The sequence below is a fragment of the Alteribacillus sp. HJP-4 genome (genome assembly GCF_042139015.1).
Taxonomy (GTDB): domain Bacteria; phylum Bacillota; class Bacilli; order Bacillales; family Marinococcaceae; genus JBHIKY01.
The window spans coordinates 67,521-86,574 of sequence record NZ_JBHIKY010000009.1 but is presented as its reverse complement, the minus strand read 5'-3'; the positions used below and the strand labels follow the sequence as shown (position 1 = coordinate 86,574).

At 44.6% G+C, this 19,054-nt stretch carries 18 protein-coding genes; 7 read left to right on the top strand and 11 right to left on the bottom strand.

What is annotated here, in order from left to right; all coding sequences use genetic code 11:
- Positions 1–108: 108 nt before the first annotated feature.
- The 11 genes from ytvA to ACE4RR_RS10535 form a co-directional block, all read right to left on the bottom strand.
- Positions 109–894, bottom strand: a complete 786-nt coding sequence (gene ytvA / locus ACE4RR_RS10585; protein WP_375535393.1) for a YtvA family blue-light photoreceptor — start codon at positions 892–894, stop codon at positions 109–111.
- A 102-nt stretch (positions 895–996) separates the two neighbouring features.
- Positions 997–2,886, bottom strand: a complete 1,890-nt coding sequence (locus tag ACE4RR_RS10580; RefSeq protein WP_375535392.1) for a cytochrome c oxidase subunit I — start codon at positions 2,884–2,886, stop codon at positions 997–999.
- 120 nt (positions 2,887–3,006) lie between these two features.
- Complete coding sequence (locus tag ACE4RR_RS10575; protein ID WP_375535391.1) at positions 3,007–4,212, bottom strand: multidrug effflux MFS transporter; 1,206 nt, start codon at positions 4,210–4,212, stop codon at positions 3,007–3,009.
- Positions 4,213–4,437: 225 nt separating this feature from the next.
- Positions 4,438–4,659 (bottom strand): hypothetical protein, encoded by a 222-nt coding sequence (locus ACE4RR_RS10570; protein ID WP_375535390.1) that lies wholly within the window; start codon positions 4,657–4,659, stop codon positions 4,438–4,440.
- Positions 4,660–4,713: 54 nt separating this feature from the next.
- Positions 4,714–5,616 (bottom strand): ABC transporter permease, encoded by a 903-nt coding sequence (locus ACE4RR_RS10565; RefSeq protein ID WP_375535389.1) that lies wholly within the window; start codon positions 5,614–5,616, stop codon positions 4,714–4,716.
- Between the two features lie 27 nt (positions 5,617–5,643).
- Positions 5,644–6,645, bottom strand: a complete 1,002-nt coding sequence (locus tag ACE4RR_RS10560) for an ABC transporter permease (RefSeq protein ID WP_375535388.1) — start codon at positions 6,643–6,645, stop codon at positions 5,644–5,646.
- Positions 6,646–6,702: 57 nt separating this feature from the next.
- Entirely contained in the window at positions 6,703–8,301 is a 1,599-nt protein-coding gene (locus ACE4RR_RS10555; protein WP_375535387.1) for an ABC transporter substrate-binding protein, read from the bottom strand.
- A 25-nt stretch (positions 8,302–8,326) separates the two neighbouring features.
- Positions 8,327–9,316 carry an ABC transporter ATP-binding protein gene (locus tag ACE4RR_RS10550; protein ID WP_375535386.1) on the bottom strand — a complete coding sequence of 330 codons (990 nt, stop codon included), beginning with the start codon at positions 9,314–9,316 and terminating at the stop codon, positions 8,327–8,329.
- Complete coding sequence (locus ACE4RR_RS10545) at positions 9,313–10,302, bottom strand: ABC transporter ATP-binding protein (protein ID WP_375535385.1); 990 nt, start codon at positions 10,300–10,302, stop codon at positions 9,313–9,315. Before ACE4RR_RS10545 ends, ACE4RR_RS10550 begins: the two co-directional genes overlap by 4 nt.
- A 430-nt stretch (positions 10,303–10,732) precedes the next feature.
- Entirely contained in the window at positions 10,733–10,927 is a 195-nt protein-coding gene (locus ACE4RR_RS10540) for a hypothetical protein (protein WP_375535384.1), read from the bottom strand.
- 15 nt (positions 10,928–10,942) lie between these two features.
- The gene (locus tag ACE4RR_RS10535) at positions 10,943–11,326 is read right to left on the bottom strand and encodes a thioredoxin domain-containing protein (protein ID WP_375535383.1); all 384 of its coding nucleotides are present in this window, start codon (positions 11,324–11,326) and stop codon (positions 10,943–10,945) included.
- 458 nt (positions 11,327–11,784) lie between these two features.
- On the opposite strand from ACE4RR_RS10535, the gene ACE4RR_RS10530 reads away from it, so the two are divergent.
- From ACE4RR_RS10530 to ACE4RR_RS10500, 7 genes are all read left to right on the top strand, one after another.
- Positions 11,785–12,861, top strand: coding sequence for a branched-chain amino acid aminotransferase (locus tag ACE4RR_RS10530; RefSeq protein ID WP_375535382.1), 1,077 nt, complete (start codon positions 11,785–11,787; stop codon positions 12,859–12,861).
- A 646-nt stretch (positions 12,862–13,507) separates the two neighbouring features.
- Positions 13,508–14,260, top strand: a complete 753-nt coding sequence (locus ACE4RR_RS10525) for an STAS domain-containing protein (protein ID WP_375535381.1) — start codon at positions 13,508–13,510, stop codon at positions 14,258–14,260.
- A 23-nt stretch (positions 14,261–14,283) separates the two neighbouring features.
- On the top strand, positions 14,284–14,523 hold the full coding sequence (locus ACE4RR_RS10520) for a hypothetical protein (protein WP_375535380.1): 240 nt from the start codon (positions 14,284–14,286) through the stop codon (positions 14,521–14,523).
- 378 nt (positions 14,524–14,901) lie between these two features.
- The gene (locus ACE4RR_RS10515; RefSeq protein ID WP_375535379.1) at positions 14,902–15,756 is read left to right on the top strand and encodes a LysR family transcriptional regulator; all 855 of its coding nucleotides are present in this window, start codon (positions 14,902–14,904) and stop codon (positions 15,754–15,756) included.
- Between the two features lie 199 nt (positions 15,757–15,955).
- The gene (locus ACE4RR_RS10510) at positions 15,956–17,068 is read left to right on the top strand and encodes a Bug family tripartite tricarboxylate transporter substrate binding protein (RefSeq protein WP_375535378.1); all 1,113 of its coding nucleotides are present in this window, start codon (positions 15,956–15,958) and stop codon (positions 17,066–17,068) included.
- Positions 17,069–17,092: 24 nt separating this feature from the next.
- Positions 17,093–18,589: a tripartite tricarboxylate transporter permease gene (locus ACE4RR_RS10505; RefSeq protein ID WP_375535377.1), complete on the top strand. Its 1,497-nt coding sequence runs from the start codon at positions 17,093–17,095 to the stop codon at positions 18,587–18,589.
- A complete protein-coding gene (locus ACE4RR_RS10500; RefSeq protein ID WP_375535376.1) occupies positions 18,582–19,025 on the top strand; it encodes a tripartite tricarboxylate transporter TctB family protein in 444 nt (147 codons plus the stop codon). Before ACE4RR_RS10505 ends, ACE4RR_RS10500 begins: the two co-directional genes overlap by 8 nt.
- Positions 19,026–19,054 lie beyond the last annotated feature (29 nt).

Genomic DNA, 19,054 nt, shown 5'->3' with positions numbered 1-19,054 from the left:
TCGACCAGGAGTCTTCGCATTTTGACTACGCCATGGACCTGTTTTCTCATTCAAAGAATGTAATATTCGTCTTTCAAGACACAATTTTTGATTTGTCCCCGCCTCAGTTTACACCATTATATTAAATGACTTCAGTACTTCCTTTACATTTGTTGCCGTTTTAATCAGTGGCAGTGAGATATTTCTGGTGGTTAAAGATATCGAGAGCCGCGGATGAATTCCGGTGATGATCAACTCCGCTCCAAGCAGTTTCAGCAGTTTGCAGAGATTTATAATACTGTCCACCACCTGATCATCATAATCCTCCATTCCGGATAAATCTAAAATCAAATAGCTGTAATGCATTTTCGAATACGACTGTGCAATCTTATCGGAAATAATTTCGAAACGGTCATAGGAGAGGTCCCCAATCACCGGCAGGATGGCAATATCATCGGTAATTGGTACGATCGGAGTCGATAAGCTTGAAACCTGCTGTTTGGACAAAGCTAAGTCCTGTTCATAATGCTTTTGTTTTGTTATATCCTTTTGTACACCGAGAAAATAAGATTTACCATCCATTTCGAGCGGTTCAATGTAGATTTCGTTCCAAAACTGCTCTCCATTTTTTTTATAGTTCAGCAGCTCGACACTGGTGGATAACCTATTGTTAATGGCCTGCTTTAATTGTTTAATGGCCCCTTTATCCCGATCCTCTCCCTGTAAAAAACGGCAATTCCTTCCGAGGGACTCTTCGGCAGGATATCCGGTCATTTCAGTAAATCCGTCATTTACATAAATAATCGGATTATCCTCCAGTGACGGATCCGTGATGGTGATTCCAATTCTTGTATGGTCGACTGCTTTTAATATAAGAGATTTTTTAAATGCTTCACTTATGTTCATTTGTGTCATAACAATATGTTCCTTTCTTTTTTGTCATCCTAAGAAAAGAGTAATCATGCCTCATTTTATCATTTTGTCAGCATTATATCACAATTTATGACACTTATCTGATTACATCGAGTCCGTTCTATTTTTTTCTTCCTGCTCCACTTTCGCTAAGGGGATGTGAAAGCCGTGATCCTCTTTAATAGAACGGACAAGCATCGAACCGAAAGTAAGAAGAACTCCTGCTCCAATGATGATAAAAGGATTAATAATCAGATCATCAATGTTGAGCGTCATCAATCCAAATCCCCATATAAATAATCCGAATGCGATCAACAGCGGCAGAATGGAACCATTTGGCATATGGATGTCTCCGAGAGGCTCTGCCGGCTTCATTTTTCCGTCGCCATGAACTTTTTCATAAAATAGCGGATCAAGCGCACGGACCTGTGGAACCTGGGCAAAATTATACTCCGGAACAGGAATCGGAACGGCCCATTCAAGTGTCCGGGCATCCCAGGGATCGGCATTTGTAATCCGTTCGGATTTTAAAGCGGAATATATAATATTAATCAACAGCATCAGGATCGCGGCTGTCATCAGAAACGTCCCCATCGTAGAAACGAAATTATAGCCATTCAGCCCCTGCCCGTCGAGATAAGTGAAATATCGGCGCGGCATTCCAATGACACCAAGAATATGCTGCACAAAAAAGGTAAGATGCAGTCCCGTAAACATCAGCCAGAACATGATCTGGCCTAATATTTCATTTAACTTGTGCCCAAACATAATTGGATACCAGTAATAAAGACCAGCAAACAGTCCAAGAATGATCCCTCCGATAAATACGTAGTGGAAGTGGGCTACCACAAAATAAGTATCGTGATACAAGTAATCCACAGGTGCCATAGAAACCATAACACCTGTCACTCCGCCAAGTGTAAATGTGGGAATAAAAGAAGAGGCACAGAGCATCGACGTGTTAAAGGTCACCTTTCCTCCCCACATTGTAAACAGCCAGTTAAAGACCTTCACTCCTGTCGGAATCGCAATGGCCATCGAGGAAAGGGCAAATACTGCGTTTGTAATCGGCCCAATGCCTGCGGTAAACATGTGATGAACCCAGACCATAAAGCCAAGAAATGCGATAAGCAAAGTGGCAAAAACCATCGCGGTATAGCCGAACAATCGTTTTCTTGAAAATGCGGGAAGTACTTCAGAAATAATCCCAAATGCCGGAAGCATTAAAATATAAACCTCCGGATGGCCGAAAATCCAGAAAATGTGCTGCCAAATAAGTGCGCTTCCTCCCATATCAATGGTGAAAAACTGAGCCCCAAAAATCCGGTCGAGCATAAGCATCGCAAGTCCAGCTGCAAGCGGAGTGAAGGCAAACACAATTAAGATGGAGACCACCAGACTCGTCCAGCAGAAAAGAGTCATCCTCATCATCGTCATCCCCGGCGCACGCATATTTATAATAGTAACGATAAAGTTAATACCGGAAACAAGTGTCCCGAGTCCGGAGATCTGGAGACCGAGCACATAAAAATCCATTCCGAGGCTGCCATATTCTCTTGCTGAATGAGGAACATACGCCGTCCATCCTGCGTCCGGGGCCCCTCCAAAAAACCAGCTCAGGCTGAGAAGAAAACCTCCGAACAAAAATGTCCAAAATCCCAGTGCGTTGACAAATGGAAAGGCCACATCCCTTGCTCCGATCTGAAGCGGAATAATGTAATTCATAAATGCAAAAATAAGTGGCGTAACAGCCAAAAAAAGCATGATCGTTCCATGCATCGTCATCAATTCATTATATGTCTGGCCGGTTAGGAAATCATTTTCAGGATACATCAGCTGGATCCGCATAAACAATGCCATTAAACCAGCTTTAATAAAGAAAAGGGTCCCCGCTACTAAGTATAAAACTGCAATTTTTTTATGATCAACGGTCGTCAGCCAGTCCCAAAGGACGCTCTTTTGTTTCGGTTCTTGTTCGTACACTGCTTCTGCCATGAATTTCTGCCTCCCGGTATAAGTCATCCGGAAACATTATCACCATAATCAGCAGAATTTATACGTGAACACAAGGCTTGCCAGGTCATGCTCAGGGAAGAAGAAAGGGCCAGCTGCCATTTACTCTTTCACGAGAAACCGGTACGAAGCGAGAGCTCCTACATTCGAAATCATAATGACCATACCCATCGGAACTGCCGTCGACTCTCCGCTAATGCCGACCAGCGGTGCAGACGCAGCTCCAAGTACAAACGGAAGCAATCCAAGAAGCGCAGAAGCACTTCCGGCCCGGTGCCCCTGTGTTTCCATTGCCAGTGAGAAGCTTGTCGTCCCGATCACACCTATACACGAAACGATAAAAAAGATCGGCAGCACGATAAACAACAGCGGTGCCTGCAGCCAAGCCATTATACATAAAAATACCGCAGACACGCTTGACAGGAGCAGGCCGGCATACAGCATCTTTTTTTCCGAAATCTGTCCAGCATACCGTCCGGTCAACTGGCTTCCTGCGATTAAGCCGAGTCCGTTCATTCCAAATAGAATGCTGAAGGTTTGTGCAGATACTCCATAAATATCCTGATAAACAAAAGGAGTACCTGACACATACGCAAAGATGCCCGCCATCACAAGTCCCTGCGTCAGTGCATAGCCCGCAAACGATCGATCCTTCACAAGGTCGCCGAAAGTCAAAATCGTTTTTTTCAAATTCATTGTCTGACGATTCTGCTTTGGCAGCGTTTCCGGCAATGCAAAAAACGTAGCTGCAAGCATGATTGTTCCAATAATACTCAGAACCACAAACACCCCGTGCCAGGTCGTCACTTCAAGCACAATTCCACCGGATACAGGCGCAAGAATAGGGGCAAGCCCGTTCACGAGCATAAGCAGAGCAAAGAATTTCGTCAAATCGTGCCCAGAATACATATCACGCACCACCGCACGAGAAATAACGATTCCTGCTGATGCCGAAAAACCCTGAACGAAACGCATCGCAATCAATAACCAGATCGAAGGAGCAAGGGCACATAATATAGAAGCAATAATGTAAATTAAAATGCAGAAAAGCATTGGTCCCCGCCGCCCTTTTCCATCACTGAGCGGGCCGATTACCAGCTGCCCGCCTGCAAGCCCGAGCAGACAGGCAGTTAAACTTAATTGTACGAGAGAAGCACTCGTTTCAAGATCGTCGGCAATTGCCGGAAAGCTGGGCAAGTACATATCAATGGTCAGCGGACCAAATGCAGCAAGCGAGCCCAGCATAACTGCCATCCAGAGCCGCCGGCCGCGTGAAATAGGCGTAGATGCCGCAGTATTTATATTCATAGTTTAGCAACCTTTCCCCATGGAAACTTTGAAAAACGAAAGATGTTTTCTATTGTACCGTAAATTTATGTAAAAATGGTTAAATAAGTTTTGAGAAATTTTGATTGTGTCTGCTTTTGTTTCTTTTGTTAGGAAAGGGGAATGCTGGAGGTGATTGCTGGATGGATATTGCTGCATAGCTGATCGCTGCACTGCTTTTTCCACCACAGCTGAGTGATATCCACCTTACATGAGGCTTTTCGGTTTTGACGGACGGTTTCCACGTTTCCTCGCTGCCTTTCCACCGCTGCGCTCTTCTTTTTCCGCTGTTCCTGCTAAGTTTCCCCCGCCACCGCCTGGTTTCCCGCCTCCGGGTCTCGTTTCCACCGAAGCGGTCCGATTTCCACCTCTCGTCCTGCTTTTCCCGACACGACAAACGATATCCATTTTTCCTGCTGCCATTACCATCAGAAAAGCTGCCCCGAAAAATTCGAGGCAGCTTTTCTTTCCATATTTAATTCTTTATTCTTTCATCTTCGGATCAAGCGCATCCCGCAGCCCATCCCCCATCAAGTTAAAGCCGAGGACTGTCAGCATGATGGCCAGTCCAGGAAAGAATACGGTCCATGGCGCCTGCTGCAAGTATTGTCGTGAATCACTCAGCATGCGACCCCACTCTGGATAAGGAGCCTGCGCTCCAAGCCCAAGAAAGCCGAGGGCTGCTGCTTCCAGAATGGCCGTCGCGACACATAGTGTTCCCTGAACAATGATCGGTGCCAGTGAATTCGGCAGAATATGAAAGGTGAGAATTCTACGGTCCTTCATTCCGACAGAGTGTGCTGCCTGAATGTATTCCTCCTGTTTTAATCCAAGTACCTTTGAGCGCACAAGCCTGCCAAAGGTAGGAACATTTATGATCCCAATTGCTATAAGTGCGTTCTGAAGAGATGGTCCCAGCACGGCTACAATAGCAATCGCAAGCAAAATACTCGGAAAGGCAAGCAGGATATCAAACATCCGGGAAATGATACTGTCGATCCAACGTCCATAGTAGCCCGCAATAATCCCAAAGAATGTACCGATGATAACAGATCCTGCTACTGCAAAGAATCCAACTGTAAGTGAAAGCCTGGCACCGTGCAGAATACGGCTGAAGATATCGCGGCCAAAGTCATCGGTGCCCATCCAGTATTCAGCAGATGGAGCCAGCAGGCGGTCTGCCGATTTTTGTTCATTTATTCCTTCCGGCGCAATGATGTTGGAAAGAACTGCTAAAATAATAAAGAACAGTACGATTCCAAATCCGACGAGAGCGAGCTTATTCTTCTTAAAACCATGCCATGTTTCTTTAAGAATAGAGCCGTCTCCATCATCGGCAGACACCTCGATCGGTGCAGGATTTACTTCTTTTGCCGGTTCGGGCATGAGGGGTCCCCCCTTTTAAACGATTAATTAATATTTAATTCTAGGATCAAATGCAGCATAGAGCAGGTCCACCACTAAGTTGACCAGCACAAAAATAGTCGCGATAACAAGGATTCCGGCTTGAATAACCGGATAATCCCGGTATTGAATAGATTCATAGACATACCGACCAATACCTGGCCAGCTGAAGATAGTCTCGGTCAATATGGCCCCGCCGAGCAGCAGCCCGGTTTGAAGCCCGATTACCGTTAGTACCGGGATAAAGGCGTTTTTCAACGCGTGCTTATACACAACTACAAACATTTTTTGCCCTTTTGCCCGGACGGTCCGGATATAATCGGAACGCATCACCTCGAGCATGCTTGATCTCGTCATTCTTGCAATTATTGCCATAGGGATCGTGCCAAGCGCAATACCCGGAAGAAGAATATGTCGAATTGTTTCGATAAATAATTCCATATTTCCCTGCAGGAGGGTATCTATTAAGTATAAGTGGGTAATCGGCTCTACTGGATTCCGAACGGAGTCACGACCGATAGACGGCAGCCAGTTTAATTCGAGTGCAAATATCCACTGCTCCATTAACCCAAGCCAGAACACCGGCATGGATACACCGATCAGAGCAATGACCATAGCTGTATAATCAAAAATGGAATTCTGAAACCAGGCGCTGAGAATTCCTGCATTAACACCAACAATTACCGCAATAAGAAGTGCCACGAAAGCAAGTTCTATGGTGGCTGCTAAATAAGGCCAAATATCAGCGCTGATGGATGAGTCGGTTCGGATGGACGTTCCGAGATCTCCAGTAAGAAGGTCTCCCATGTAGCTGAAATATTGAATTATAATATGGTCGTTTAAGCCGAGCTCTTCGCGGAGATTTTCCACGGCAGCTGCCGATGCTTTATCCCCGAGAATGGTTTGAGCCGGATCGCCGGGAATAGCCCGGATAATAAAAAACACGATGATTGACATCCCGATCAGCACAGGAATGAGTGAACCTAAACGACGCAGGGTATAGTTGAGCACAAGTTAGTCACCTCACAATAATGAAGGCAGGGAAGCAGCCGCCTCCCCGCCCATGGATTATTCTGTAAACTGCACGTCCGTGAAGCTTTCAGAACCGGTAGGAGCCGGTGTGTGCCCGTCTAAAGTGCCGACGCCGGCCAAAATAGATTCGTAGTGTACAAGTGGTACTGTTGGCGCGTCTTCATTGAGAAGCTCCTGAGCTTCCATGTACAGCTCTTCCCGGACTTCTTCATCCGTTTCCGCCTGTGCTTCCCGCAGCACTGCATCTACCTCTTCATTTGAATAATTAGAATAGTTGTTTCCGCTGCCTGTTCCAAGCAGGGTATAAAGGAAATTATCAGCATCCCCGTTATCCCCGATCCAGCCGATCAGGAAAGCAGGCATTTCACCATTTTGTGCCGCTTCAAGATAGGAGGACCAGTCCATTGTTTTAATTTCAGCTGTCACACCAATTTCATCGAGATCACTTTGAATGGATTCTGCAATTTTCTGAGGAGCCGGCATATAAGGACGCGGATTGTCCATTGTCCACAGATCTATCGTCAATTCTCCTTCTTCATAGCCTGCTTCTTCGAGTAAATCAATCGCTGCTTCAGGATCGTATTCATATCCTTCTACTTCATCGTTGTAGCCGGCGATAGTCGGTGGAAGCATATTTTTGGCCGGCTCCGCATTACCTTCATAAAAACCGTCAATCAATGCCTGTTTATCAATAGCATGATTGAATGCCCGGCGGACAAGCGGCTCATCAAATGGTTCTTCTTCATTATTCATCGGCATATATGCTACATTCAGCGGCGGCCGCATAAATGCTTCCAGGTTTTCGTCTCCTTCAATTTGGTCCTGATCAGAAGGATTCACCCCGTCGATTAAGTCTACTTCTCCATTCTGAAGGGCAGTCAGTCTCGATGAATTATCAGGGATAACCTGGAAAATAACTCGATTCAAATAAGGCTTGCCATCTTCCCAATATTCTTCATTTTTTTCAAGCGTGATCGAATCATTGCGGCTCCAGTCACTTAATGTAAACGGACCAGTGCCTGCCGGTTCTTCCCCGAGAGTATCAAAGGAATCCGGGCTTGCGATTGCAAATGGCGACATGGCCAGGTTTTTCAAAAATGGAGCAGATGAATCGCGCAGGCTGAAGGTAACCTCGTAATCACCGGTCGCCTCAACGGATTCTATAATATTATCTTCACTATCTTCATAGCCCCCGAACATCGATCCATAATAAACGTAGTCCTCCGAGCTCATCCAGCGTTCGACGTTTGCAACGACCGCTTCTGCATTAAACTCAGCTCCATCATGAAAAGTAACACCTTCGCGGAGCTGCAGGGTAAATTCATCCCCCTCTTCGTTTGCTTCCCATTCTGTGGCAAGGGACGGTTCAAGTTCCGTAGATCCATCCTCATATCGAATCAAAGTATCATAAATCTGCTGGGTTACATAAAACGTTTCCCCATCAGTTTCTGTAGCTGGATCGAGCGATGTAGCGTCAGCCCCACGCGCAAAGACAAGTGTATCCTGAGTATCTCCACCGCCGGATTCACTACCGTCGCGGCCGTCTCCTTCTCCCCCTGATTCTTCAGACGAACAGGCTGCAATCAATAATACAGCCACCATGGCCATCAAAAGACTAAGTAAGTTCCTTTTCATTACGTTTCCCCCTTAATAAATAGTGTTACATTGCCATATGTTTATCGTCGTATAAATGACACGCGACGTTATGACCTGCTTTTTCTTCCTTATATTCCGGCACGACAGATCTGCAGACATCCATCACATGCGGACATCTCGTATGAAACGGGCAGCCGGAAGGTGGATCAGCTGGATTTGGCACATCCCCGCTAAGTTCTATCTGCTCCTGTTGATATTCGGGATCCGGTACAGGTACAGAGGAAAGCAGCGCCTGCGTGTAAGGATGCAGCGGCTCCTCATATAAAGCATCCCGGTCGGCCATTTCGACAATCCGGCCAAGATACATCACTCCGACCCTGTCACTAATGTGGCGGACAACACTAAGATCATGAGCGATGAAAAGAAAGGTTAAATCAAATTCGGACTGTAAATCCTCGAGCAGATTCAGCACCTGGGACTGAATGGAAACGTCAAGCGCTGAGACAGGCTCGTCCGCAATAATGAGCTTGGGCTCAACCGCAAGCGCTCGGGCAATCCCGATACGCTGACGCTGCCCTCCGCTGAATTGATGAGGATAGCGTTTAGCATGGTAACTGTTCAATCCTACCACTTCGAGCAGCTCCTGCACTCGTTTTTTTCTGTATGATTTATCCCCCATGCCATGGACGATCATAGGCTCTTCAATAATGCGTCCCACTCGCTGGCGCGGGTTCAGGGAGGCGTACGGATCCTGAAAAATCATTTGAATATCTTTACGCATCAGGCGCATATCATTCAACGAAAGAGAGGCGAGCTCTTTTCCTTGGAAATGAATGGATCCAGCTGTCGGATTAATCAACCGCATCAGCATTCGGCCTGTCGTTGATTTTCCACAGCCGGATTCGCCGACAAGGCCCAGAGTTTCCCCGCTTGAAATAGAGAAAGAAACGCCGTCCACTGCTTTTACAGACGGGGCTGTCCGGTTGATCAGCTTACCGCCCGACGAGAAATGTTTTTTTAAATCACGGACTTCCAGTAAATAATCTGTCGTCATGCGGACCCCCTCTTTTCGTCGTGATACAGCCAGCAGCGGACCTTCTGACCATTTTCAGCAGGGAGAAGAACGGGTGTCTCTTCCACGCAGCGATCATAGGCGTGCTCACAGCGGGGAGCAAAAGGACAGCCCTCTTTAATGGAACCAGGTTTAGGAACATTCCCCGGAATCGAATAGAGCCGCTCTTTTTTTTCCCGCATGTCCGGTACTGAATCAATCAGACCCTGCGTATAAGGATGCTTTGGGTCCTTGAAAATAGCACGGACGCTGCCCTCCTCTACAACCTTACCCGCGTACATGACGGCTACTCTATCACACATTTCCGCGACCACTCCGAGATCATGGGTGATCAGCATAATCGCGGTATCCATTTCATTATTTAAACGTTTCATCAAATTAAGTATCTGTTTTTGTATTGTTACATCAAGCGCGGTAGTCGGTTCATCGGCAATTAAAAGCTTCGGATCACAGGCCATTGCAATTGCAATCATGACACGCTGCCTCATTCCCCCGGACAGTTGATGCGGGTAACTGTTCATTAGATCGTCCACTCTCGATAAACCAACAAGTGTCAGCATTTTCTTTGCACGGCCGGCGGCTTCTTTTTTTGATCCTTTATTATGTAATCGTATGCCTTCTATTAATTGATCCCCTATTTTAAATACTGGATTTAAGGATGTCATCGGCTCCTGGAAAATCATTGCAATGTCATTCCCGCGGATCTTCCGCATTCTTTTTTCCTTAGCTTTCGTCAGATCTTCCCCATTAAAGAGAATCTCTCCCCCGGCAATTCTTCCCGGTGGGGATGGTACAAGTCCCATAACGGATAAGGAAGTAACACTTTTTCCACAGCCCGATTCTCCTACGATTCCAAGCACTTCTCCGGCATCAACATAAAAATCAACGCCATCAACTGCTGGAATATCTCCATCTCTGGAGGAAAAATATGTCTTTAAGTTTTTCACATCTAATACATGGCCCGACAAGGTTATCCCCTTCCTGCCTCATTTTAGCTGCCCGTGCATTTTTATTATTACAAAGATAAAACTATTATTCAATAAAAATTTCACAAATGTCTGTATATTCAAAAATCAATAAATGAATCATTATTCATGTGTCATTATTCCTGTAAAATTCCTTACAAACAAGGTTTTCTATTGTCATTGAAAGTTGAACCACCTGTCAATATGGGAGTTTTTGTTTATCCTTACATTTCCAATATGTTTTATTAGAAATGTTTATACTCGAAATAGTTTGTGAGGAAAGTGCGGTGTCTTTTTCTTTGAAACTCACACAAAAAATAAGTCTTTTCTCCTGGTTATTTTTTCATCTCCATCTTTGCCGGATGGCACCGCAAAAAAAGCTGCCCCCTCTGGAAGGAGCAGTTCAACGATACTATTGGTATGATTGCAAAAGCTATGCTGTTGCTGTTTTTACCTGAAGCATTTTCACGGAGCAGGGTGCAAGATCTGTTTTCACTACATCATAAAACGCTCTTGCCTGAGCCTTTGTGTCAAAGAGAATTTCCGGTTTTGACGGATTCTCGGTGTAAGATTCGAGGCCTACTTCATTGCCATCCTGATCGACAGCGATAATTAGGTATTTTTCCAAATTCTTTCATCCTTTCTAATCGACTTCACAAGAAACATTCTCTGCGATAAAAGCGGAAATGTCTTCTTTCTCCCCAGTCCCTGTGTATTTTTCAGTAGTCTGCTGGTTTTCAACAAGAAAAAGAGTCGGAAATTCTTTTACTTGGAGGTAATCCACTATGGCAGATTCTTCTGAGGATACAATCTCTACTCCAATTTTTTCCCTGCATTCATTTACAGCCTGGAGGAGCGCATTATAATAGGGCTGATCCATTAATAAATCTTCGTCATTGGAGAACAGCAAGAACGCTTTATCCTCATTTATATCCTTAATCAACGACGGGGTTGCTGAAGCAGTACATCCTGCAGTTACTGCAGTTGTAATGAAGACAATGACAATAAGGACAAATCGTGTCTGCACTGCTCCTCCCCCCTTTCCTATACTGTTATGGGAAGGCCTGCCATTTAATCTGCTAGTTTATGATATACCTTTTTTACCTGGTCATAAAACCTCTTATTTTCCGTTTGCCATTCTAAAGTGCTGGGTATATACAAATATTAACAAGGAGTTGAAGCTATGCATTATTCTCTTTCTCGACATATCAAATTTTGTTCCGTTTCAGGCAGTTATGTAAACCAGGAATTTTCCATAATCATCGAAGATGGCCTGATGGACTGCTCTGTTACTTGTACGGGGATTGAGAGCCGCTGCATCCGCTGCCCTCTTCTGAAATTAAATGAACGAACTGTCGATGTCCTCCGCAAAAGACCGGCACTTCCCTTATAAGGGAGGCCGATCTTTTTTTTTGCTGAAAAATAAAAGCAATTAGCGTACACTGAATGTAATGAAGATCTTATGACAGAAAAGAGGGTTGCTGTGTGTCACTTCAATTGACGATTCACAAAACAAAAAAGAAAAAGGAAAAACCTGATTACAATAACCTCAGCTTCGGAAAGCATTTCACCGACCATATGTTTATTATGGATTACAGCGCTGAAAAAGGCTGGTACGATCCACGGATCACTACTTACGAACCGTTGACACTGGATCCGTCCTCCCTCGTCTTTCATTATGGACAGGCTGTATTTGAAGGACTGAAGGCGTATCATTCAGAAAAAGGTGTGCTTCTTTTCCGGCCGGACAAAAATTTCCGCCGTCTCAATATTTCCAATGAGAGAATGAATATTCCAGAGGTCGACGTTGATTTTATGGTCGACTCTTTAAAGCAGCTTTTACATATCGACCGGGACTGGATTCCGTCTACCGAGGGGCAGTCGCTTTATATTCGCCCGTTCATCATCGCTACCGAGCCGGGCCTCAGTGTCAAACCGTCCGGGGAGTATAAGCTCATGATTATCCTTTCACCGGTCGGAGCCTACTACTCTAACGCTGATCAAATGAGCCCGGTAAAAATTTACGTAGAAGATGAATTTGTCCGCTCTGTGAAAGGCGGGGTCGGCTTTACCAAAACAGCCGGCAACTATGCAGCCAGCCTCAAAGCACAGACGAAAGCAAATGAACTAGGCTTTGATCAGGTACTCTGGCTTGATGCGATGGAAAAAAAATATATCGAAGAAGTCGGCAGCATGAATATTTTCTTTAAAATTAACGGGAAAATTATTACCCCGGCTTTAAATGGGAGCATTCTTGACGGTATTACCCGTGATTCTGTCATTGAACTGCTGCGTTATTGGAATTTTGACGTAGAAGAACGACGTATTACAATGGAAGAAGTATATCAGTCTCAGCAAAATGGATCGCTCGAGGAAGTCTTCGGAACCGGCACTGCTGCGGTCATTTCCCCTGTCGGCACTCTGCAATGGCAAAATGAAGAATTTACGGTGAATAACAATGAAACGGGCAAGCTTTCACTTAAGCTCTATGAGACGATTGCCGGTATCCAGACCGGGAAGAAAGAAGACCCTCTCGGCTGGACGATTCCGCTTGATTCTTAAACTGATAAGAAGGCTGGAAGCTAACCGAGGTCACTGAAAAAGTCCTTTCTAATTTGAAAGAGCTGTTAACGTTTGTTGTGGATTCTTCTCGCGAATCGCTTATCGTGGAATCAACAAACGAAAAGCGGTCTGTATGGAAATTAAATTCCACACAGACCGCTTTATTAAAATTCTCTTTTCAAAGACCTTCAGTTTTTCAGTGGCCTCAGCTAACCAGCCTTCTTTTTTGTAAAAAGAAATATTATATTTTCCGATCAAACTTTGTTAAAATTAGGAAGAATTACTACATCAATTTTCAATTATAGCGTAAGGCGACGACTCCAGGTCGATTAAAACCGGCCACGTCCTGTGGCCGGTTTTAATCGACACTAGCACGTCCGGTGCATCGCGGAAAAGCAACAGCTGAAAATTCCGTAGGAAGCTTTTTTGCTGCTGAGGCGGCTGAGGCAAAGCCCACGGAGCCTGAAGCGAGAATAGAATGACAAAGAGAATGTTAATTTTAATATTCTCATTTTTTGTTGTGAATTTGATTCACTTAATTCAAAAAACAGGTTTATTGATTACCAAAGTCGGGTATTAAATTTTCGTGAAAAATTTGAAACTCGTTTTTGAAACTCGTTAATGAAAGAAGAGGGGTCTCTCATTTATGAATCAAACCAATTTTGCAATCGAAAAACATCTTCATTTTATACCTGGTATAATTTGGATCGCAGATGAAAACCTCGTGTTAAAAGACATTCAAGGGGAGCTTTTAACAGCCTGGAATCTGGAAAGAGAAAAGCTGATAGGAAAAAGCATCGCGGAATTTACAGATGAAGGGGCGCATGGCCGCAACACTTTTTTTCACAAAAAAACACTATCTACTCAAGAGGCTACTTATCGTACGGAACTGTTTGGAAGTACATATGAATGCAAGCTCAGATGGGAGGATGAATCGTCCACCATCATCTGCGTTGCCACCGATATTTCGGACCGCATTCTCTTAGAGGAAGAGATATCCAAAAAGAAAAAAGAAGTTCTGGCTTCATCAACGCCGATTGTGCCATTATGGAAAGACACTATCATCCTGCCGATTACAGGGGTGCTTGATCAGGATAAAGCTTCTCACATCATGTCGAGTGTCACAGAAGATATTCACAGCCGCAGCGATATAAACTACGTGATTATAGACCTCTCCGGGGTTCATACGATTGATCGGACGAACATATCTTATATTCACGACATACAAAAAATCATTTCTTTTCTTGGAATCGAAACAGTAATCTCAGGACTGCGTCCGGAAATTGTTCAGACACTAGTCAATAGTGATGTTCGTATTCCGAATGTAAAAACATATCAATCTGTTGAGCAGGCTCTGTCTCCATTGTTAAGACAGCATGTGGAACAGACCACTTTGTAGATTGAATTAGGGAGGAACTCATTTTGCCATCACAGCCTCAAAAAAGTGCAGGAGTTGCCGCTGTACTGAGTGCCATTTGGAGCGGACTCGGCCAAATTTATAACGGCCAGATCCTCAAAGGCATCATCCTCATGATTATTCAGGGAATTAACGCTTTTTTGTTCGTCGTTCTAATCGGATTCATTTTTTATCCAATTGTATGGATCTACGGCATGATAGATGCTTATAAGCAGGCGGAACGCTACAACCAAAGAATTAAGTAGTAAACACTGTCTAAAAAAACTTGTCTAATCGCTATACTCAGGACGTCGAGAAACCCACGCTTTTTGCAGCGTGGGTTCTTTATGAATAAATAACAACCTAATATATTTTATTTTTTAATAGAGGTTATTAAGAAGACTTTCTCAACAGCCTAACTTGGCTTGAAGCCAAGTTTTTTTATTTTTTCTACTATCAAACGACATTATTCCCCAGGAAATAACACGATTTCTTCCCCTCACTTCTTTTGAATTACTCTTCCAGCCGCAGTTGATATTAATGATTCACTTATTCCATTACTGCAAACCCTATATGATAAAATTGTAATCGTATATCGGTCTTCATCGATAAATAATATTAATGAAAGGAAGGTAATAAAAATTATGAACGAGCAGGATTGGACCTTGTTAAAAGTTCTGTATGAAGAAAAAAACATGACAAGATCCGCACAAAAGCTGTTTATTTCGCAGCCTGCCTTAACGTACCGCCTCAATCATCTGGAGAAAGAATTCGGGGCAAAGTTGATATTGCGGGAGAAAAAAGGACTCGAGTTTACTTCGGAGGGAGAACATTTACTAAAGTATGCTAGGACTATGATTCATGAGCTGCAGAGGACAAAAGATGAATTATTAAATATGGGCAGCAATATTCAGGGAAACCTTCGTGTTGGTACCTCCGGCCATTTCGCCCTGTACCGGCTTCCCTCCATTTTAAAAGAATTTTTGAATGAATATCCGCAGGTGCAGATTAATGTAAATACCGGTCTAAGCTCTGACATTATGGAGTTAATGGATCAATCTGATGTTCATGTCGGAATCGTCCGCGGCGACATTGCCTGGCACGGGACGAAGCACTTACTTAGTGAAGAAAATATTTGTGTGATCTCCAGCAGTCCGGTAGAGATAGAAGAGCTCGTAAAGCTTCCTATGATCAGCTACAAAACCGATTTAGGATTACGAAAATCAATTGATGATTGGTGGAAAACGCAATTCAATCAGCCTCCGCTCGTGATGATGGAGGTAGACCGTCTGGAAACATGCAAGGAAATGGTGAAAAACGGTCTTGGATTTGCGATTATTCCAAGCATTGGCCTGCGGGACTCCGATCAGTTGTTTTTTAAGGAAACAGGCGCCAAACCTAGAAAAACATGGCTCGTTTATGATGAACGCGCCTTAAACCTGACCGTCGTAAACGTGTTCACGGAATTTTTGCAGGCTTATTTCCAAAATCATCGCTGATTTAATAAGCGATGAACTTGTTTTATATTGAATACACTCACTCACCAGAGAGAATCTTTTGAAAAAATCATAAAAATTATTTATAAAATTAAATAAAAAATAATTATTTTACTTATCATTATTGCTCACTTAAGCTTAACGGTAAGATCAATTATTTCGAAAAGATTGATTATTCAAAACAAGAGAGGGGATTAGTCGAATGAAAAAATACAAAACGATGTCGATATTTACTTTGGCTTCAGTGATCGGACTTGCAGGGTGCAACACCCAATCATCCGAAGGAGAATCGGCAGATGCCGACACCTTTTACCAGGATCAGGACGTCTCCATAGTCATTCCTTATGACACAGGCGGAGGAACGGACGTATTCGGACGATTTGCCGGGCCATACTTTGGAAAACACTTAGCCGGTGAGCCGGATGTACAGCCGAAAAATATCCCTGGAGGGGGAAGCATAACAGGAACGAACGAGTACGCAAATGCGATGGACGCAGATGGCTATAACCTTCTCGCCACAAGCGGATCTACGCATATTCCATTCCTGCTCGAACAGGAATCAGTGGAATACGACCTTTCTAAATTAAAGCCTGTGCTCGGATTTCCGACCGGGGGCGTTGTGTATACCTCCCCTTCCACCGGAATTGAAGAACCGGGCGACCTTGAAAATGTCGAAGAAGAGCTCACCTATGCGGGTATTAGTGCAAGCGGACTGGATTTGGTTACGCTTTTGGCGTTTGAAGTTCTTGATCTTGATGTAGATGCCGTAATGGGCTATGAAGGACGTGGACCATCCCGGGTAGCCTTTGAGCAGGGAGAAAGCAACATCGATTATCAGACCACCTCTGCTTACACGGAAAGTGTGGAACCAATGGTGGAATCAGGAGATGCCGTTCCACTGTTTACGTTTGGGCAGGTCAATGATAAGGGCGAGCTCGAACGCGATCCTGCTTTTCCAGATATTCCTACCCTGCAGGAAGTATATGAAGAAATACACGGAGAATCGCCTTCAGGTATTGAGTGGGATTCCTACCTCGATTTTGTAAGCGCTTCCTATACTATACAGAAAATTATATGGGTTCATGAAGATGCTCCGGATGCTTCTCATGAATCATTGGAAGCATCGGTTGAGGAAATGATCGAAGATGATCAATTTCTAGAAGAAGGTGCCGAGGTATTAGAAAATTACGAGCCATTTGAAAAAGAAGAGCTGGAATCACTGGTTGATAACATGACAGATACAAATGATGACGTGATTGAATGGGTACAGCAGTATTTGAAGGAGGAATATGATACCGACGTTTCTGAACTTTAATAATGAGATAAGGAGGAGTCTGGCATGATAGAAGCAGCGATAGAAGCATTAGTGATATTACTCGACCCGTCCCGGATTGCATTCATGTTTCTAGGGATATTCATTGGCCTTACGGTTGGGCTCCTGCCGGGGTTAAGCGGCACCGTGGGAATGTCCCTGCTTCTCCCATTCGTATTTGGGATGGACACGTACACAGGGATGGCTTTGTTGATTGGTATGGTGGCCGTCGTTCACACTGGAGATACTTTTCCCGCCGTTCTACTTGGTATTCCAGGCACATCCGGTTCCCAGGCAACGATTATGGATGGCCATCCGCTGGCAAAAAAAGGGCAGGCGTCGCGGGCTCTCGGCGCCGCCTTCTTTTGTTCCATGATTGGCGGGGTTATTGGAGGCATTGCTTTATACCTCACAATTCCGATTGCACGGCCATTGATTCTTGCGTTCGGCTCTCCGGAATTATTTATGCTGGCGCTGCTCGGGTTAAGCATGGTCGGTATTTTAGCGGGAAATTCTCCGTTAAAAGGGCTGATATCAGGAATTCTCGGCATGATGATCGGCACCGTTGGAAGTGCTCCTGCTGTCGCACAGTATCGCTTCACCTTCGAATCAACGTATTTATCCAATGGCATTCCATTGGCCGCACTTGCCCTCGGATTGTTTGCTTTTCCGGCGTTAATTAATATGCTGAGCGGCCAGAAAAGCATTTCGGATGCGCCCCCGCTTCAAAGAGGCGTACTTAAGGGTGTTACTGATGCCATTCACAATAAGTGGCTCGTATTGCGCAGCGCCGTGCTCGGTGCCGTTATCGGGTTTATTCCAGGTCTGGGCGGCAGTGTCGTCGACTGGATCAGCTACGGGGTCGGTAAAAAAACCGTACGGGACAATCATTTTGGAGAAGGAGATATACGTGGAGTGATTGCCCCTGAAAGCGCAAATAATGCGAAGGAAGGCGGATCATTAATTCCTGCTTTACTGTTTGGTATTCCCGGGAGCGGTACGACGGCTGTTCTGCTTGGCGGATTGACTCTCATGGGGCTGCAGGCGGGGCCGACCATGCTTACCTCTGACCTCTCCGTCACTCTATCCATCATTTGGACCTTAGTGCTCGCAAACGTGGTAGGCGTACTGCTTTGTATCCTTTTAACGAAACCAATTTCAAGCTTAAGCTTTATTCCTGCCAATAAGCTGATTCCCTTTTTAATCATAATTATCGTACTCGGAGCCTACCAAAGCTCCTATGCGTGGGGAGATATTTTGATATTTCTGGGGATCGGGCTGCTCGGTCTAGTGATGGAAAGCCTTGACTGGCCTCGCGCACCGCTGTTGATCGGGTTTGTATTATCGTTATCTGCTGAGCGCTATCTCTGGCTTTCGGTCGAAAGATATGAATGGACGTGGCTGTTAAATCCATTGGTCATCGTGCTGTGGGTCCTCATTGGACTGCTCTTGTTTGGAGGGGTTATCGTGAAAAAATTCAGCAGTACAATCGAAAGAAACGACAGGGGGAACAGCAATGGATAAAAAATTCGCTTCCATCTTATTTTCCGCCTTCCTGATGATTGTGTTTATATACACGGCGTGGACGGCTAATGAATTTACCCGGCTTGCAAAGTATTTCCCTTTTTATATCTCGATCATCGGCGCCCTTTTCTGTTTTTTGTACACCCTGATACAGATCAAGAATTGGAGAAAGGCAAAAAAACAAGAGGGTGACAGAGAAGTGCTGCGCTGGAGACGGCCCTTAATATATACCTGCTGGCTGCTTGGTTACGTGCTGCTAATTTATATTGCAGGCTTAATGGCAGCAACAGCTGTTTTTCTAGGTGCTTTTCTGTATTATGAATCAAAAATAAAGCTGTGGAAAACCGCCGCCACTACTGCATTTGTCCTAGTCGCGGTCAATGTATTCAGTATGTATATGAACTTATATTGGCCGGACAACCTGCTGGGGTGGTAAATTTTATGGAGGCCGGGACTATGACACCC

Excerpts from the sequence above, each read along its gene's own strand:
- ytvA (WP_375535393.1), bottom strand. The coding sequence starts at position 894 with ATGACACAAATGAACATAAGTGAAGCATTTAAAAAATCTCTTATATTA.
- ACE4RR_RS10570 (WP_375535390.1), bottom strand. The coding sequence starts at position 4,659 with ATGGTAATGGCAGCAGGAAAAATGGATATCGTTTGTCGTGTCGGGAAA.
- ACE4RR_RS10555 (WP_375535387.1), bottom strand. The coding sequence starts at position 8,301 with ATGAAAAGGAACTTACTTAGTCTTTTGATGGCCATGGTGGCTGTATTA.
- ACE4RR_RS10525 (WP_375535381.1), top strand. The coding sequence starts at position 13,508 with ATGAATCAAACCAATTTTGCAATCGAAAAACATCTTCATTTTATACCT.
- ACE4RR_RS10565 (WP_375535389.1), bottom strand. The coding sequence starts at position 5,616 with ATGCCCGAACCGGCAAAAGAAGTAAATCCTGCACCGATCGAGGTGTCT.
- ACE4RR_RS10550 (WP_375535386.1), bottom strand. The coding sequence starts at position 9,316 with ATGACGACAGATTATTTACTGGAAGTCCGTGATTTAAAAAAACATTTC.
- ACE4RR_RS10510 (WP_375535378.1), top strand. The coding sequence starts at position 15,956 with ATGAAAAAATACAAAACGATGTCGATATTTACTTTGGCTTCAGTGATC.
- ACE4RR_RS10505 (WP_375535377.1), top strand. The coding sequence starts at position 17,093 with ATGATAGAAGCAGCGATAGAAGCATTAGTGATATTACTCGACCCGTCC.
- ACE4RR_RS10575 (WP_375535391.1), bottom strand. The coding sequence starts at position 4,212 with ATGAATATAAATACTGCGGCATCTACGCCTATTTCACGCGGCCGGCGG.
- ACE4RR_RS10515 (WP_375535379.1), top strand. The coding sequence starts at position 14,902 with ATGAACGAGCAGGATTGGACCTTGTTAAAAGTTCTGTATGAAGAAAAA.
- ACE4RR_RS10500 (WP_375535376.1), top strand. The coding sequence starts at position 18,582 with ATGGATAAAAAATTCGCTTCCATCTTATTTTCCGCCTTCCTGATGATT.
- ACE4RR_RS10580 (WP_375535392.1), bottom strand. The coding sequence starts at position 2,886 with ATGGCAGAAGCAGTGTACGAACAAGAACCGAAACAAAAGAGCGTCCTT.